Raw genomic sequence first — 16,853 nt, forward strand, 5'->3', positions numbered from 1 at the left:
TAAATCTGGCCCTCCCGTCATTCCAGTTGTTTGACGGGAGTATCAGATTTCAATAGATGAATTTTTGGATTAACCTGAATTGTTACTTCATTTTTTCATCCAGACGATCTAACCTGAATTTCGTAATCAGGAAATTCAAAAACGGCTCAGTAACAGCCGAACGCACTTTTTCTATCAGTGTACCACATATAAATAATAATACAGCAATTAAAAACAAGGTGATATACACGTTTCCTATGGTATAAGTTGTAGCGATCCTGTTCAGGTTATCGGTCAGAAAATCGGCAGATCTGGGATGTTCATGAATCAGGTAAATAGCTAATACCGAAGAAGAGAAAAAAGAAATTCCGGTATAAGAGATTTTGAGTTTTTTAAAGAAGAAGAAGAAAGAAATGGCAGAGATTAAGACCAGGGGATTATTGTAGAAAAATGCCCGCCACGCCAAACTTATGTTCAGATATTTCATACTGGTAAAAAACATTCCAAAGATCAGCAGGGAACAAATCACATACACAGCAAGATAGAAAAATTTCCCTTTTTTAAAGTCAATATATAGGCTGAATGCTTGTCCATAGAAGTAAATACAGATAAAGCTGAATAAAGAATAGCCGTTCAGCACGCCTAATGAATCCGGATTAAGTGTAAAACCAATCATAAAGTTAATCAGCGTTAATATACCCAGAATATATAAGAACTGAAATTTAGACAGGTGTTTAATGGCCAGGTTAAGAAAAGGGCTTAACAGGTACAAGAAAAAATAAGTAGTGATAAACCACCATTGACCATTGGGGACAGAAAGAAATCCGTTCTCTATAATATCAAAAGATAGACTTTCTCCATTCAATAAACTAAAAGCAATATCAATTCCAATGCTGTAGGTAACAGCCTGTATGAATAAGCTGAGAATTGTTTTTATCCGGAATTTTATTCCATAATAGCCAGAAATAAATATAAAACAGTTGACTGTCATGATCAGAAAACTATCAATAAATAGTCCCTGCAATGCATCATGATTGATATGCGTGCTTTCTGAGGTATATAAAAGATGGAGGCCTCTTCCACGCATCAAAAAGTGATGACAAACAATCATAATCATCAGCACGATCCTCAACAATTCGACATTGAGTTCTCTGGGTTGCTTCACCTTGGTATTCATTTCCAGTCTGCCATTATTTAGTAGCGAACTCAAAGGTATTGTTTTTAAGACCTGCTTTTGATATTTTCATTTTAAGAAGCACTGTTTTTAAAGCAGTGCTTCATTTAAAAGAACCTCTGCTATATAGTATACCAGAGCTTTTTAAGGATTTACCAGGATAAACCCGCCAAAAAATTCAATATATCCTGGCTGATTTCCTTCGCATGGGTTTCTAATGCGAAATGCCCCGTTTTATAAAATTTAACACGCACATTCGGGTTATCTTTTTTATAGGCTTCCGCCCCTGCTGGTAAAAAATACGGGTCTTCACTTCCCCAAACAGCCAGCAATTGTGGTTTATACTTTCTGAAGTAAGCTTGAAATGCTGGGTAAAGGACCACATTTGTCCGGTAATCTTTCAACAAGTCCATTTGTATTTCAACATTTCCCGGGCGATCAAGAAAATGCTGATCTAAGGTATAAGTTTCCGGTGCAATCAATGATGGATCATTCACCCCCTGGAAGTATTGAAAATGAGTAGCTTTCAAACTCACAAATTCTTTCAGGTTATCCCGGTTTTCAGCCGATGGATCTTGCCAGTATTTCTGAATAGGGTTCCAGCCTTTGCTCAACCCCTGTTCATAAGCATTGCCATTTTGAGAAATAATCCCCGTAATCTTTTCCGGGTTAGCGAGCATCAATCTGAAACCTACCGGTGCGCCGTAATCAAACACATAAATGGCGAAATGTTTTAAAGCCAGTTCGTCAATCAATGCCTGCATAGTTTTAGTCAGGTTATCAAAAGTATAGTCGAACTGATCGTGTGCAGGTGCATCAGAATATCCAAAACCAGGTAAATCTGGTGCGATCACATGATATTTTTCACTCAGTTCAGGTATTAGATTTCTGAACATAAAGGATGAGGTCGGATAGCCATGCAATAGTAGAACTACCGGAGCATCTTTGGGGCCGGCTTCACGGTAAAATATATTTAATCCGTTGGCTTTGATGTTTTGATAATGGACTTCTTCTGTTTTCATGTTTGTTTTTTTTGAATTAACCTTGTGAATGGACTGACTTGAAAGCTGACTGCAGGATAAGGTGATAAAGCAGACCAGTAACAGGTATAAGCAGCGTCTATTGGTATTCATAAATCTTTTGTATGGTTTTATAATTCAAAAGTAATTCATATATTTAATCTTTAAAAACGATTAATAAAGATATAAACAATCATAATTAATGATTCAATATGAATACCAATGATTTCAAAATATTCGAAGCTGTAGCAGCAAATGGAAGTTTTACCAAAGCAGCCCAGGCGATGTTTACCGTTCAATCTAATGTGACAGCGAGAATTAAAAGTTTAGAAGACGAATTTGCCGTTTCACTATTTACCAGAACGTCAAGAAAAGTTGAATTGACTGCCGCGGGTGAAACATTAATGTATTATTTCAAACAGATAGGACAATTAATAGAAGAGGCTAAAAGAGAGTTATCTCAAAGTGATCAATTAATTGGTCAGCTTACAATTGGCTGTATCGAAACAACAATGGCATTGAAAGCACCTGATATTATCAATAAATTCAATGAAATGTATCCGGAGATCGAACTTGAATTTAAAGCTGATATGTCTTCAAATCTGATCAATGATGTGCTCAGCTATAAACTGGATGCTGCTTTTGTAGCTGCACCGGTTTCGGTACCTGAGCTGGCACAGCAAACCATTAAAGAAGAACAATTAGTAATCGTAACCTCTACCCGGTATAAAAAGATGGAAGAGATTATCCAGGATAAACAAGTGAAAATAGTTGTATTCGATCAGGGTTGTAATTATAGAGCAAGGCTGGAATCATGGCTCAGTTTTAAAGGGATCGTCAATTATAAAAGGATCGTGGTTAATTCTTTAGAAGGCATTATCAACTTTGCAGAAGCTGATCTGGCCATCACTATATTACCTGCTGAGTTAATTGAACAGTATTATCAAAACAGAAAATTAAAGACTTTTTCTATTGGTAAGGAACTTGGAACATCTGCAACTATCCTTGTATATAGAAAAACAAGGGTAAATGATAAGTTATTATTGGCTTTTCTGGAAATGTATTCATCATTGTAAGCGATCATATGCACATAGAAATTAACGAAGCAACTATATTCCTGTCCAAGAAATTTGATGACGTAACCCATCTTCGGCATCTGGCTGAGGGTTGGTGGGCTCAGGCATTTTCATTTAGCTGTAAAGAAGGGAAATTCGTCCTGCGGGTCAGTGCACATCCACAAGATTTTCTAAAAGATAAGTTTGCCTTATAAAATTCAATACCTCAACTATTCCAATAGCAAGGATTCTGGAAACGGGCCTGTTTAATCAGAAATATCGGGTTAGCTGGCAGGAACCCGGTCGTAAGTCCTGGCTAGATTCCGTGTTATTTAGTAAATTGCATCATAGAATGCAAGAGCTTTTCCCCTATCTCCCTAAACAAAAAAGCATATTACATGGTGATTATGGCTATGATAATTTATTACTGAATACACAGCATCAGGTAACTGCTGTACTGGACTGGGGAGAAATGCTACTATTATAATCAAAGCCTGCCTGGTACGCTATACAAATATTCTTGTGCGATAACAATGCCTTTCGTTTTACGCTCTGCTTCCATCGCTCTTAATTCTATCCTTCTGATTTTCCCACTGATCGTTTTTGGTAACACAGTGACGAATTCAATCAGACGTGGCATTTTGTAAGGAGAGAGCTTTTTCCTGCAATACGAAAACAGTTCATCTGCCAGTTCTTTACTGGGTTTATAATTTGAATTTAAAATCACAAATGCTTTTACTTCCAGCCCCTTAACAAGGTGAGGACTACCGACTACTGCTGATTCCAAAACGGCTTCATGCTCCAGCAACACACTTTCTACTTCAAAAGGGCCGATCCGGTAGTCTGAAGATTTAATGACATCATCATCCCGGCCCACAAACCAGATATATCCCTGATCATCCTGATAAGCTTTATCACCAGTATAATACAAGCCGTGTTTAAAGACCTCTTTTTTCTTTTCAGGATCTTCATAATAAGTATCAAAAATACCATTTGGCCTTCCAGTATCCATTCTCACACAGATACTTCCTTCTTCGCCGACTGGCAATGTTCTCCCCTGGTCATCAGCAATCACAACCTCATAAAGAAATGTTGGTTTGCCCATAGAACCAAATTTCACCGGATCACCGGGCAAATTAGCCACCAGGCAAGTGCTTTCTGTTTGTCCAAAACCATCCCGCAGCAGTATACCTGTACCCTTTTTCCAGGTTTCAATGACTTCTGGATTTAAGGGTTCTCCAGCTGCCACACATTCTCTTAAATTGAAATGATAAGCTTTCAGCTCTTCTTGAATAAGCATCCGTAAAACCGTAGGCGGTGCACAGAAGGTCGTAATCTTATATTTTTCTATCAGACTTAGTGTTTCTTTCGCATTGAAGCGCCCGGTTTGGTGAAAAGCAAAAATACAAGCGCCTATATTCCAGGGCGCAAAAAAACTGCTCCAGGCAAATTTTGCCCAGCCCGGCTGTGAAATATTATAATGAATATCCTCTGGCTGCAGACCAATCCACGAACTGGTGGTCAGATGTCCAAAAGGATAGCTCAGATGCGTATGTATTACGACTTTGGGCATGCCTGTAGTTCCGGAAGTGAAGAACAAAAACAAGGGATCATCCGCTTTGGTTATTGCGCCGGCAGCTTCCTGATTTTCCTGTTGCAGATCTTCCAGGTTATACCAGCCTGGTCTTTGTCCTTCGGCAATGATTTTAACCGTAATATTTTTTCCAATTAAGCGCTCTGCCTCTTCAATTTTAGCCGCATTTTCTGTGTCTGCAATGACCACCTGGGGCATTAATTTTTCAAACCTGTAACACATATCTGCAACCCCTAAAATATTGGCCGCAGGAATCATCCGGAAACCGCCTTTAATTGTAGCCAGTATGCTGAACCAGGTTAATGGCTGCAAGGATAACTGCGTTAAGATGACATCATTTTGTTGTATTCCCTTTTTCCTGAGAAAATTAAGCAACTGGTTCGCTTGCCTGCTGATTTGCAGGAAACTAAAATGATTCACCAGGTTTCCGTCTGTCCACAACAATGCGGTTGCAGCAGGCCGCTCTTTGACATGGATTCCTTCAAAAATATCATTGGCCCAATTAAAGAATTCCGGTTTATGCAGTGTTATTGCTTTCAATGCTCCGGATTGTTTGTCCGCTATCAGCTGGCGTACTTCTCTAAATGTCCTTTCCATATTTTAAGTATAGTAAACCTAAAACTAGTTAAAGTTTTCCGGCAGTCAGGTAATCCCAGCTGACTTTAGTTAATTCGGCAATGATTAAATCATTTGTTTTTTCGTCTTCTTTAGTCATTGAAACAAATACAGCAACGGCGAAATGTTTTCCATTCGGCAAGGTTACGATACCAATATCATTGGTACCTGTTGTTAAACCAGCTGCATTTGCCCCAGAGCTCCCCGTTTTATGCGCAACTAAAGTACCGGCGGGCAATAAACCTTTGATCTTATTTGCCCCGGTAACTGTTTCAGTCATTACTTTCCATAAGAAATCGTGTGAAGTTTTAGAAAGGACCTTTCGACTGTAAAATAGTTTCAACAGTTCTGTCGCCGCAACAGGGGTCGTCCAGTTCGTGAACTGCACATTTTCATCTTTGTGCATTTGTTCTTCTGTAGCCACAATAGCTACTTGTTTAATACCCAAACTATGAATATAACGGTTAACCTTTGCCGGACCACCCATTAACCTGAATAAAATATCACAACCATTGTTATCACTTTGTGAAACTGTATAACTTAAAATTTCCGATAAAGGTATTTTAACTTCTCCATTTGGGTATTTCTCTCTCAGCGGACTCCAGGTATCGGGCAGCAAATCGCTCTTTTTAACCAGGATTTTTTGATCCAGCTTAAGTTTTCCCTGGTCTACCTGGTTTAAAACTGCCAAAGCAAGGTGGAATTTATAGACGCTTTGCATCGGCAGGTGTTTGGTCCCGTTCACTGTAATTGTATCTCCATTTTGTAAATCTGTTAATGAAAATCCAATGGTCGCAGCATGTGAACTTACAATTGCCTGAAGCTTTTTCCGCAGGTCATTTTTTTGTGCGAAACCATTTACTGAAATAGTTAGTAAAAGTCCGCCAATTATCATTGTTTTTAACGTAATAAATCCTTTCATATGACAAAATAACGGATAATTTACCTTTAATGTATGTCGTGCACTGACATAATTTATTCACACAATTTAACAGGCAATTCCTATTTATATTCCTGACAGATCTTAACTTCCTCAGTATAAAATGCCTGAAAATTAAAAAAAATACTAAGTCACCACTTTTGAATAAAATATCCACTATATTGCCTTTTAGGAAACATCATTAACTACCTTCTATGAAAATTATTTTACCTTTAGCTAATTTTAAGCGGATTTTCCCAAACCTGACTTACATTATGTTCCGGGCTCATGATTATTGAAAACTAAGAATGGATTATTCATATCCCGGCCATGGAAAGTAAAGATAATGTCAAACACAGAAATAAAGAACAGACCAAAAGAAAACTTCTTCAGGCCGTAGGGGAAATTATTATAGAAAAGGGATATGCTGGTTTAGGGGTGAATAAAATAGCTAATAAAGCAGGTGTAGACAAAAAACTCATTTACCGTTACTTCGGAGACGGGAACACTTTGGTAGAAACCTATATTCTTGAAAAAGATTACTGGCTTGGTTTTGCAGACAAACTACAGGAATTCAATGACATCAAAACTCCCGATCAGGCCAAAGAGACTATATCAACCATGCTGGAACGTCAATTTAACTTCTTATATGAAGAAGAAGCTATGCAACATATGATTTTAGAAGAATTGACTTCCAAAAGTCCCTTAATGGCAAGTATTTGCAATATCAGGGGAACTATTGGTGCAAGCCTGCTCAAACATACAGACCCGCATTTTAAAAATTCTGAAGTGAACTTCAGAGCAGTAAGCGCATTGCTCGTCTCTGGTATTTATTACCTGGTTTTGCAGGCTAAAATTAATGGGGGGACTATTTGCGGAATTGACATTAACAGTACTGAAGGAAGAAAAGAAATTACAAAAACCATCCGTCATATTATTGAATGGGCTTATGAGGTTCCAAAAGGATAAACTAAAAAACTAAAACACAATTTTTCAATAAACGCCAGAAATACCATGAAATATGAACTGCAGGAATTCAAGTCACTGGTCGATGCCTTACATGAGAGTGAAGGACTTGATGCCTGGGTGACTGAGCAGCGTAATCCTATTGAAAATATAGCCATAGAGGCTGTACGTATTTGCCAGCTGTTCAAAGATGTAAGTCTGCAAAAAGATGCTGTACTGCTGACCAAAGATTTCCATCAGCATCAGCATGACCTGGTGATTATGGCCGAACAAGTATATAATTTTTTAAACGTTCAGCATAACGAAGACAACGAAGATAATGATGGGGAGCTTACTTTACAGCGTCTCTATAATGCACTGGTAAGTATTTTGCAGTTTATGCAGACACAGCTCAGGAATTTTTTTAAAACGGATGGAAAGGTTCCTTATAGTTTTATTGAGCAGCATCAGTATCAGGAGGAAAGAAATCATCATTTCATAGAAAAAACACTATTGGAAAGAAGTATCAATACAACTATTGTTACCCATTTGCTAACCGTGCTGAGATTTGAGGATCAGCAGCCCAATGAGGAAATATCTTTTGCCGTATATACCTATGTATTAAAAGTACAAAAGGAATTACTTTTCTATCTGCAGGGACAGGACGATGAAACCAATAATTACAGGATACTTAAACTGCTGACTACTTTAAACTTAAACAGCATAGGGATTTATGAACACTTTCATGGTGTAATTAATGATAATCAATTACCTCACTTTAAAATCCCCGGCTTCCAAAAGCCAACTGATCCGATTAAAATGTCTTTATTACTATTCATCATCACCGAAATTAATTCTTTGCATGCCTTGAAATTAATAGCAAAAGAGCTGTACCCTTTAGCCAATTAAAATAAAGAGCATTTCTCAACGTCAAAAATACATGTATGTAAAATTCCTGTGAAAATCCTTATCTTGATAGGGTATAATTCATGGAAACACAGGAACTGATGATGAATAAACATAGAAAAAAGTACTTATTGATATTTCTTTCAATTACAGGGCTCTTTGCTTGTGTTAATATAGATCACAGAAGAGCTTTGTTTGATGCGCAGCTTGACGTTTTTAAGAAGAATGACATTTATCATGAAGTTCAGATTGCCGCCAATAAAAGTCTGAAGAAATGGCTCGCCGAAGATCTCAGGGACGTTCAGGTACTCAAAAAAAGCAATTGGCATTTAGATGATGCTGTATTTTTCAACAGCAGAAAAGACAAATGTTATTTACTGCTGCTCATTCAGGATAAAGATACGCTGGCTAAACTGGATTATGTTTACCTGATGTATGGCGCATTGGAACATGAAAAATGGAATATTTATTTTACAGGACTTTCCACTATGGCATTTCCCAGGGATAAATATAGTAAAGATGAACATGAACCAGTCCCTATGGCCACGCTTTCCCTGTTAAGCAGAGAAGAAGTACTTCAAAACTATTATAAAGCGAACAGACGTATTAACGATGAATATGTAAACAAGGCCTATACGCAGGAATTAAAAAAGAAGCAGAAAACATTTCTTAAGAAAAAGAATTAGCACAATTAATTAAAAGAATGATTTATTGTTTTTTGAGCAAACAATTCTTAATTATTATTGTTGGCGCATACGTACCAAACAATTAAATAATAGAAAAATGAATAAAACTATCTTACCTCTCGCTTTGCTGGGCTTAACCCTTTCTTTTGGGATACATTCTGCTTCAGCACAAATTAAATTAAACAGCAAAGGTCTTGGAGCCTTGCAAAAAGGAGCAAAAGCAGTAACCTTTTCAGACGCTGATGCAGCAAAACTTGCTGGTGAAGCTGTAACCTGGATGGATGAGCACAATACCGTTGCCGCTGCTAAAGATCCTTATACCGTCCGGTTGAATAAAATCTTTTCAAAACATGAAAATGAAGGCGGACTTAAACTAAACTATAAAGTATATAAAGTGAAAGACATCAATGCTTTCGCCTGTGCAGATGGTAGTGTACGTGTATTTTCTTCGCTAATGGATATAATGAGTGATGATGAATTGTTAGGAATTATCGGTCATGAAATTGGGCATGTTGCCAATAAAGATACCAGGGATGCGGTAAGAAGTGCCTATAAAAGAGAGGCCATATCGGATGCGGCTTCTTCTCAATCGGGTGTAGTGAATTCACTTTCACAAAGTCAGCTGGGAAGTTTCGCCAATGCACTTTTAGATAGTAAGTATAACCGTAAACAAGAGAGTGAAGCCGATGATTACTCTTATGAGTTTATGAAAAAACACAATTATAAGGTAACTGCTCTAGCAAGTGCATTCCAGAAATTCGCTGATATGGAAAAATCATCTGGTGCTGAAAAAAGTAAAACTGAAAAGATGCTAAGCTCACACCCTGATAGCGGTTCACGTGCGGCAAAAATCTTAGAAAAAGCTAAAAAAGACGGCTTGTCAAAATAAGAAATTTTAAAATGCCGGGTCTGGAATCCGGCATTTTTTATACGTTCTCCTGTACCACTGCTTTCCTGGTGGTTAATGTGGCTCCTGCACTGGCAATAATTACACAGCCGACCGCCAGCCACTGGCTAAACGTCAAAACTTCATGCAATAAAACCAGTCCGTTCAAAGCGGCCACAGCTGGCTCCATACTCATCAAAATACTGAATGTACGTGCAGGCATTTGCCGCAGCGCATTAATTTCAAGTGTAAAAGGTATTGCACTGGACAAAAGTGCCAATGCAAGTGCCATTAAAATAAGAGTTGGTGTTAAGTGAGTTAATCCTCCGCTTCCAATTCCAAATGGCGCGACAACCAGGGTAGCAAACAACATTCCTACAGTCACTACGTCCCCGCCTTTCATAATTTTGGAGATTTTCCCGCCCATCACAATATAACCTGCCCAGAAACCTCCTGCGGTCAGTGCCAGTAAAACACCAATCAGATCAATTCCTTTATCAGTCCAGGGTGCAATAAGTGCAATCCCTATCCCGGCCAGTAAAATCCATAAATAGTCAGTGATACGTTTAGATCCGAATATGGCTACAATTAAAGGGCCTACGAATTCAAGTGTAACTCCTAAACCAAGCGGTATTCTTTCAATCGCCATATAGAAAATCAGGTTCATTAAACCCAGTGATACTCCATAAGGAATAACTGCTTTCCATTGTTTGGCAGTAAGCTTGGTTAAGTTTGTCCGGTTAACAGCCATCAGGATAACGGCCGAAAGACCAATCCGGAGAAAGGCTGTACTTTGAGCGCCTAAAACAGGGAATAAGCCTTTGGCAATTGCGGCTCCGCACTGTACACTAATGATAGATAAAAGAACGGCAGGAATTGGAGGTAGTGTAAAAGATTTATTGTTATTCATTTGCGCCGCAAATTTAGCTATTATTTTCCTCAATTAAATCAGAGTTGAGAAATCAAGTAAACAATAGTGTAACGCTTTAAGGATTGTTAGTGGTCGGTGTTGAGAAGGGGTTGGTAAGGCCAATGGCCTTACCAACCCCTTCTCAACACCGACCACTAACAGATGCGGAACAGACCTTCCTTAAGCTTCAGCGATAGCAGTATAAGGCTTATCTTGTTTCATTACCTTTTTACGGTAAGCCCAGTAAAATACAATCGGGAAGATAAACAGGTTAAATACAGTATCAGAAATCAACCCTCCTATCACTACTGTAGCCAGTGGTTTAGAGGTTTCAGAACCAATACCTGTTGACATCGCTGCTGGCAATAATCCAATAGCTGCCATCATCGCAGTCATCACCACCGGACGAATCCGGGATTCCACACCAATTCTAAGCGCATCCACAAACGTCCATTCAGGATGGCTATGCCGCATTTCCTTGATGTTTGATTTAAACTTGGTAATCAGAATAACCCCATTCTGCACACAAATTCCAAATAGAGCTATAAACCCGATCCCTGAAGAAATACTAAAGTTTATTCCCGTGAGCAGCAGTGCAAATACTCCTCCCACAATAGCAAACGGTACATTATTTAAAACGAGCAATGAATCTTTGATAGTTCCGAACAAGATAAACAGGACAAAGAAAATCAATAATATACTGATCGGCACCACCTGTGTTAAACGTTTGGTTGCTCTTTGCTGATTCTCAAAATCCCCTGCCCATTCGATATGATAACCTTTAGGCAGCTTAACCTGTGCATTCACTTTATCCTGAGCTTCTTTAATGGTACTGCCCATATCACGGCCACGAACAGAAAATTTGATCGCACCATATCTTTTGTGCTTATCACGGTAAATCAAACTCGGGCCAACCAGTTTTCTGATATTAGCGATTTCCCTTAACGGAACTTTATTTCCCGAAAGCGTTGGTACCCGCAAATCACCGATTGCAATCGCATTATTCCTGAAATTTTCAGGATAACGTATCCGCAGGTCAAACTTACGTTCGCCTTCGTAAATTTGTGTAGCCGCTTTCCCGCCAATAGCGGTTTCAATCACTGCACCAGCATCTGCTGTAGTCACGCCATAAAAGGCCATTTTTTCCTGATCCAGATCAATCCGCAACTCAGGCTGTCCGAGGTTCCGCATAATACCCAGATCCTCCACGCCCTTCACCTCTTTCATGATCTTGAAGATCTTCTCTTCTTTCTCTTCGACAAATTTGAGATCATCCCCAAATAGCTTCACAACAATAGATCCTTTTACCCCAGATACGGCTTCTTCTACGTTATCAGAAATTGGCTGAGAGAAGTTGAGATCAATACCAGGAAAGAACTTCAGTTTCTCCTGCATGCGCTGAATCAGTTCAGGCTTGCTTTCTTTGCTTTTCCATTCATCTTGTGGGTAGAGATCCACATGAAACTCTAAATTATAGAATCCTGTGGCATCTGTTCCGTCATCCGGGCGACCTGTTTGTGAGATCACCTGTTTAACTTCAGGGAAGCTTTTGAAGGTTCTTCGCATATCATTGGCCAGTTTCACCGATTCACCAAGCGAAGTACTCAAAGGCCCGGTTGCCCGCACATAAATAGTTCCTTCATTGAGTTGCGGTAAAAACTCTGTCCCCAAAAATTTAAAACAGAAAAGGCTAACTGCCAGCACCACCATTGCAATTGTAAAGGCAACTTTCCTTCCTTTGAAACAGATATTGAACAGTCGCATCGAATTGCGTGTAATCCACTCGACAAAGAAATTGCGCTTTTCACGGACATTTTTGTTCAATAACACACTTGCCATAACCGGTACTAAAGTAAAGGTCAGAATAAGTGCGCCTAATAAGGCAAAACCCAATGTCCAGGCTAATGGAGAAAACATTTTACCTTCCACCTTTTCAAAACTGAAGATTGGCAGCAGACCGATAATGATAATCAGTTTCGCAAAGAAGATACCTTTACCATTGATCAGACAAGCTTCTTTGATCATCCCCAGTTTGCTGAGTTTGTTGAACTTCTCCATCCCCTCTTTCTTCGCCCGATGATCCAGTACCACAAAGATACCTTCCATCATCACAACCGCTCCATCTATGATAATCCCAAAGTCAATCGCCCCCATCGAGAGTAAGTTGGCAGACATGCCTTTAAATTTCAGACAGATAAATGCAAAGAGTAAAGCCAGCGGGATCACAATAGCCACAATAATTGTCGTTCGCCAATCGGCCATAAACAAGAACACGATAACAGTCACAAAAATAATTCCTTCGGCCATGTTATGCAGCACGGTATGTGTTGCAAAATCTACCAGATCTTCCCGGTCATAGAAAGCATTGATTTTTACATCATCCGGCAAAATACTATTGTTCAGTTCCTCAACTTTTGCTTTAAGGCTTTGAATTACATCATTCGTATTTCCACCTTTCAGCATCACTACGATACCTTCTACGACATCAGGGTCACCATCGCGGCCAACCTGTCCAAGAGGCGGCAAACTTGATTCTGTAACCTCCCCGATATTTTTCACGAAGATTGGCGTACCTTTTACATTGTCAACGATGATATTTTTAATCTCATTGATATTATTCAGCAGCCCAATTCCCCTCACCACATAAGCCTGGCCGCTTTGCTCAATCACATCACCACCTACATTGATATTACTTTTGGAAACAGCATCGTAAACTTCCAGTGGTGTAACGCCATACTGTACCGCTTTTTCAGGATCAATTGTAATCTGATAAGCTTTAGTCGGCCCCCCGAAACTATTGACATCTGCCACACCGGGTACTGAACGTATTTCGCGCTCTACTACCCATTCTTCTAATGTTTTAAGTTCCTTAACAGAAAGCTTGCTGCTGGTTAAGGTGTACCTGAAAATCTCACCTGTTGGCCCGTAGGGTGGTGAAATTTCAGGCTTGGTCCCTTCTGGTAAATCGGCATCACCCAGGTGATTATTTAATTGCAAACGTGCATAATCATACTCGACATTATCCTCAAAAGTGACTTTGACTACCGAAAGGCCAAATAAAGACGAAGATCTGATGGATGTTTTTTTCTGCGCCGGATTCATTGCGATTTCCAGCGGCCGGGTTACAAATTTCTCGACCTCTTCAGCACTACGGCCGGGCCACTGCGTAATAATGGTCAGTGAAGTATTGGTTACATCGGGAAACGCATCAATCGCGATGCTTTTAAAACTGAAGTATCCTCCAACCAGGAGCAGGAACGTCATGAAAAATATAAAGAACTTATTCTTAAGAGAAAAAGCCAGTACTGATTTAATTACTTTATTCATTGCTTGAATTTAAACAGGTTAAGCGGATCATGTTATTTCAGAGATTCGTACAGGAACAACTGTCTTGAGGCAATAATCTGATCGCCGGGTTTTAAGCCTTCACTGATATAAGCGCGGTCTTCTACACGTTTGGAAACCGTGATCGGCTGTATACGTACCTGCGATTTACCATCTTTGACGACCACATAATTCCGGTCATTATCCAGCACAATAGAACGGGTATTGATCAACGGCAGGTTCTCTCCCGATTTTGCCTGTACTACGACATTGGCAAACATTTGCGGCTTCAGCAAATTCCCGGGATTACTGATTTTCACACGGGCACGCATTAATTTGTTGTCCTTGTCAATCATATTGTACACTTTATCAATTTTCCCGGTGAAGACTTTCCCCGGATAAGCCAGTGTAGTAATTTGAACCGGGTAACCTGTTTGTACACTTGTAATGTCAGATTCGTAAATATTAACGATGATATAAACCGAAGAAAGATCGGCGATGGTAAACAGGTTTTCTGTATTGTCTGCTCTCACCTGCATGTTACTGGTGATGTTTTTCTCTACAATATATCCGCTGATCGGGGCTTTGATCAGGTATCCCCGTTTGTCACTTTTATTGATTGACATCACAGAATTTGCCCGGCTATTTTCTGCTGATGCCTTTTGATAGTCTGATTTTGCCTGTTCCAGATCTTTGCCCGAAGCCAGTCCGCTCTGGTATAGGTCTTTGGTAGCTTCCAGTGTTCTTTTGGTATCCCTTAAATCTGCTTCTGCACTAATCAGGTCTTTAGAGTAACCAGCAACTTCCACACTGTGCATACTGGCAAGCGTTTGTCCTTTGCTCACTACATCTCCTAAAAGTACATTCACATTTTCTGTGATCCCGCTCACCATAGGATAAATTTTAGCGACCTTATTTTCATCAGGTTCTATCGTTCCGGTCAGGGTAATCTGAGAAACCGCGCTGGCCTGCTGAACGGTATCTACCAACAGACTGCCCAATAAACTATCTGTGACCTTAAACTTATTATCCTCAGGTTTTGAGGCTGCATCATGACGTGTGCAAGACGAGAATAATAAAGTGGCAGTACCAAATGCAGCTGCCAGCGTAAATATTTTATAAGTGTGCATATAAAGAGGTTATTGCTGATTAAAGAATGGAGTACCTGTAACGAAATTCAACTGTTCTAACGAGCTGATGCGATTAAGCTGCAGATTGTTCAGCTGGATTGCATTGGTTTTATAGGAATCATAGAAATCAAGAAATTCAAGCAGGCTGATGTTATGTTTTTCATAGCTCTTATAAACTTCTTCGATCAGGTGGGTAAAGTCTGTTTTAAACTTAGGGTCAAAGCTGTTATAAAGCCTTTCCAGTCTGTCTGCAGCCTGATAACTATTATCCAGATCGCTTTGCAGCTGATCTTCTTGTTGCGCTAAAGCATTTTTACTGACATCAATTGCAACCTTTGCCTGCCTGATATTTCCCTGGTTCCGGTTAAAAAGAGGAAGCGGTATACTAATTCCAAGCCCGGTGTAATTGGGGGTATAACCTGCAAAACGGTCATAAGTAATCGACATGGTAACATCCGGTATAGCCATCGACTTTTGAAGCCTGAGGTTCAGGTTACTGGATTCAATAACAGAATGCGAAAGTTTTAAATCGTACCGGTTAGTATAAGCAGAATCAAGGAGTTTTTTATAGGTAACCTGCTGTAATACGTCTTTACCGTCCAGATTGAATTCAAGCTGAGGGATGATATGTACGTTGGCACTGGTACGGGTTAACAGTTTAAACTCACTTTGTACATCATCTATGTCGTCTTTTAGTTCATTGAGTTCTGATTGAAGCGTGTACAATTGAGATTGAATCCTGAGTACTTCTTTCAGTGCAATATTCTCTTTGGCATATTGCTGTTTGAATCCAACCAGTGTTTTTGATAGGGAGCTGATCTCTTTGGCATATACTTTTGCAGATTGCTCTTGATAGTAGATCTTATAAAAATCTGTTCTCAAAGTATATTTAAGGGTACGCAAAAGATCAAAAAGCTGAAATTCTGCCTGCTGCACGCCCATTTTGGCCAAATGGATATTCTTGTTCCGTTTACCTGCGGTTTGAAAGAGCTGGGTGATACTTGCCGCGCGCTGCCCGGTTTGTTTGCTGACATCCAGGATCCGCTTATTTTCGGAATTGTATAAGATGTTCTCATAGGATACTTCCGGGTTATCAAATAGCCTGGCAGTAATCACCTGCGCCCTGGCATCGTCAATATTATATTGACCGGCAATTAAACTCAGATTATTTTTGAGAAACAGATCTTCGGCCTGTTTGATTGTGATATTTAATGAATCACGCGTATCATTTCTGCCGTCATCCCTTGCAATTACTGAATCAATTCCGGTAAAACCACAGAGATTTACCAGCAATACAGGGAGCACAAATTTCAATTGCATAGCTTTATTATTTTAACAACAAAGCTATAGTATGCGTATTAGGGAGTACTTAAAGGTAGATTATACAGGCATTAGAAGTTCATTAGAAAGACTTAATGTGAGCATCAGGCACTCCAAATCCCGAGTCTCTGGAAAAAGAAATTATATTTATTGGATTGACAATTGTAAATTATAAAACATTACAATTCACCTGTACAATTCCATGAGCTATTCCAAGACATCTTTTATTTTAAAAATAGGCTTCTCCTTATTTTTTTTTATGAGCCTAATGTTTTCCTCTAATCCAGATCTGACTGTACCCATCAAAAGTTTAATCGCAGTGATTTATATTGTTCTATTGTATTTTGCGGCCAAAAAGGAATTGAGAAAGGTGCAATAGGTTGAAACTTTA

The 16,853-nt window shown here is 39.3% G+C and carries 15 protein-coding genes; 7 read left to right on the top strand and 8 right to left on the bottom strand.

Going from position 1 to position 16,853, the window contains the following annotated elements; translation table 11 throughout:
- Positions 1-82: 82 nt before the first annotated feature.
- Both LY11_RS04330 and LY11_RS04335 read right to left on the bottom strand, forming a co-directional pair.
- A complete protein-coding gene (locus LY11_RS04330; protein WP_146610797.1) occupies positions 83-1,189 on the bottom strand; it encodes an acyltransferase family protein in 1,107 nt (368 codons plus the stop codon).
- A gap of 116 nt (positions 1,190-1,305) precedes the next feature.
- A complete protein-coding gene (locus LY11_RS04335; protein WP_111632656.1) occupies positions 1,306-2,175 on the bottom strand; it encodes an alpha/beta fold hydrolase in 870 nt (289 codons plus the stop codon).
- Between the two features lie 209 nt (positions 2,176-2,384).
- Between LY11_RS04335 and LY11_RS04340 the strand changes: the two genes are divergently transcribed.
- The 3 genes from LY11_RS04340 to LY11_RS04350 are packed head-to-tail and all read left to right on the top strand — an operon-like array spanning position 2,385 to position 3,714.
- The gene (locus LY11_RS04340) at positions 2,385-3,248 is read left to right on the top strand and encodes a LysR family transcriptional regulator (protein ID WP_111632498.1); all 864 of its coding nucleotides are present in this window, start codon (positions 2,385-2,387) and stop codon (positions 3,246-3,248) included.
- Between the two features lie 8 nt (positions 3,249-3,256).
- Positions 3,257-3,442, top strand: coding sequence for a hypothetical protein (locus LY11_RS04345; RefSeq protein WP_111632499.1), 186 nt, complete (start codon positions 3,257-3,259; stop codon positions 3,440-3,442).
- 17 nt (positions 3,443-3,459) lie between these two features.
- Entirely contained in the window at positions 3,460-3,714 is a 255-nt protein-coding gene (locus LY11_RS04350; protein WP_394340909.1) for a phosphotransferase, read from the top strand.
- Here the strand turns inward: LY11_RS04350 and LY11_RS04355 are convergent, their stop codons facing one another.
- Both LY11_RS04355 and bla read right to left on the bottom strand, forming a co-directional pair.
- Positions 3,715-5,418, bottom strand: coding sequence for an acyl-CoA synthetase (locus LY11_RS04355; protein WP_111632501.1), 1,704 nt, complete (start codon positions 5,416-5,418; stop codon positions 3,715-3,717).
- Between the two features lie 28 nt (positions 5,419-5,446).
- The gene (gene bla, locus LY11_RS04360; RefSeq protein WP_211321493.1) at positions 5,447-6,331 is read right to left on the bottom strand and encodes a class A beta-lactamase, subclass A2; all 885 of its coding nucleotides are present in this window, start codon (positions 6,329-6,331) and stop codon (positions 5,447-5,449) included.
- Positions 6,332-6,685: 354 nt separating this feature from the next.
- Between bla and LY11_RS04365 the strand changes: the two genes are divergently transcribed.
- From LY11_RS04365 to LY11_RS04380, 4 genes are all read left to right on the top strand, one after another.
- Positions 6,686-7,324: a TetR/AcrR family transcriptional regulator gene (locus tag LY11_RS04365; protein ID WP_111632503.1), complete on the top strand. Its 639-nt coding sequence runs from the start codon at positions 6,686-6,688 to the stop codon at positions 7,322-7,324.
- A 45-nt stretch (positions 7,325-7,369) separates the two neighbouring features.
- Positions 7,370-8,209 carry a hypothetical protein gene (locus LY11_RS04370; protein ID WP_111632504.1) on the top strand — a complete coding sequence of 280 codons (840 nt, stop codon included), beginning with the start codon at positions 7,370-7,372 and terminating at the stop codon, positions 8,207-8,209.
- An 80-nt stretch (positions 8,210-8,289) separates the two neighbouring features.
- On the top strand, positions 8,290-8,892 hold the full coding sequence (locus tag LY11_RS04375) for a hypothetical protein (protein WP_111632505.1): 603 nt from the start codon (positions 8,290-8,292) through the stop codon (positions 8,890-8,892).
- Between the two features lie 97 nt (positions 8,893-8,989).
- Positions 8,990-9,781, top strand: coding sequence for a M48 family metallopeptidase (locus tag LY11_RS04380; RefSeq protein WP_111632506.1), 792 nt, complete (start codon positions 8,990-8,992; stop codon positions 9,779-9,781).
- Between the two features lie 37 nt (positions 9,782-9,818).
- Here the strand turns inward: LY11_RS04380 and LY11_RS04385 are convergent, their stop codons facing one another.
- The 4 genes from LY11_RS04385 to LY11_RS04400 all read right to left on the bottom strand — a co-directional run bounded on the left by LY11_RS04385 (position 9,819) and on the right by LY11_RS04400 (position 16,462).
- Positions 9,819-10,688 carry an EamA family transporter gene (locus LY11_RS04385; protein WP_111632507.1) on the bottom strand — a complete coding sequence of 290 codons (870 nt, stop codon included), beginning with the start codon at positions 10,686-10,688 and terminating at the stop codon, positions 9,819-9,821.
- 180 nt (positions 10,689-10,868) lie between these two features.
- Complete coding sequence (locus LY11_RS04390; RefSeq protein ID WP_111632508.1) at positions 10,869-14,015, bottom strand: efflux RND transporter permease subunit; 3,147 nt, start codon at positions 14,013-14,015, stop codon at positions 10,869-10,871.
- A gap of 32 nt (positions 14,016-14,047) precedes the next feature.
- Positions 14,048-15,142, bottom strand: a complete 1,095-nt coding sequence (locus tag LY11_RS04395) for an efflux RND transporter periplasmic adaptor subunit (RefSeq protein ID WP_111632509.1) — start codon at positions 15,140-15,142, stop codon at positions 14,048-14,050.
- Between the two features lie 9 nt (positions 15,143-15,151).
- Positions 15,152-16,462 carry a TolC family protein gene (locus LY11_RS04400; protein WP_111632510.1) on the bottom strand — a complete coding sequence of 437 codons (1,311 nt, stop codon included), beginning with the start codon at positions 16,460-16,462 and terminating at the stop codon, positions 15,152-15,154.
- Positions 16,463-16,853: the final 391 nt, after the last annotated feature.

Source organism: Pedobacter cryoconitis (assembly GCF_003259615.1).
Classification (GTDB): Bacteria; Bacteroidota; Bacteroidia; order Sphingobacteriales; family Sphingobacteriaceae; genus Pedobacter; species Pedobacter cryoconitis.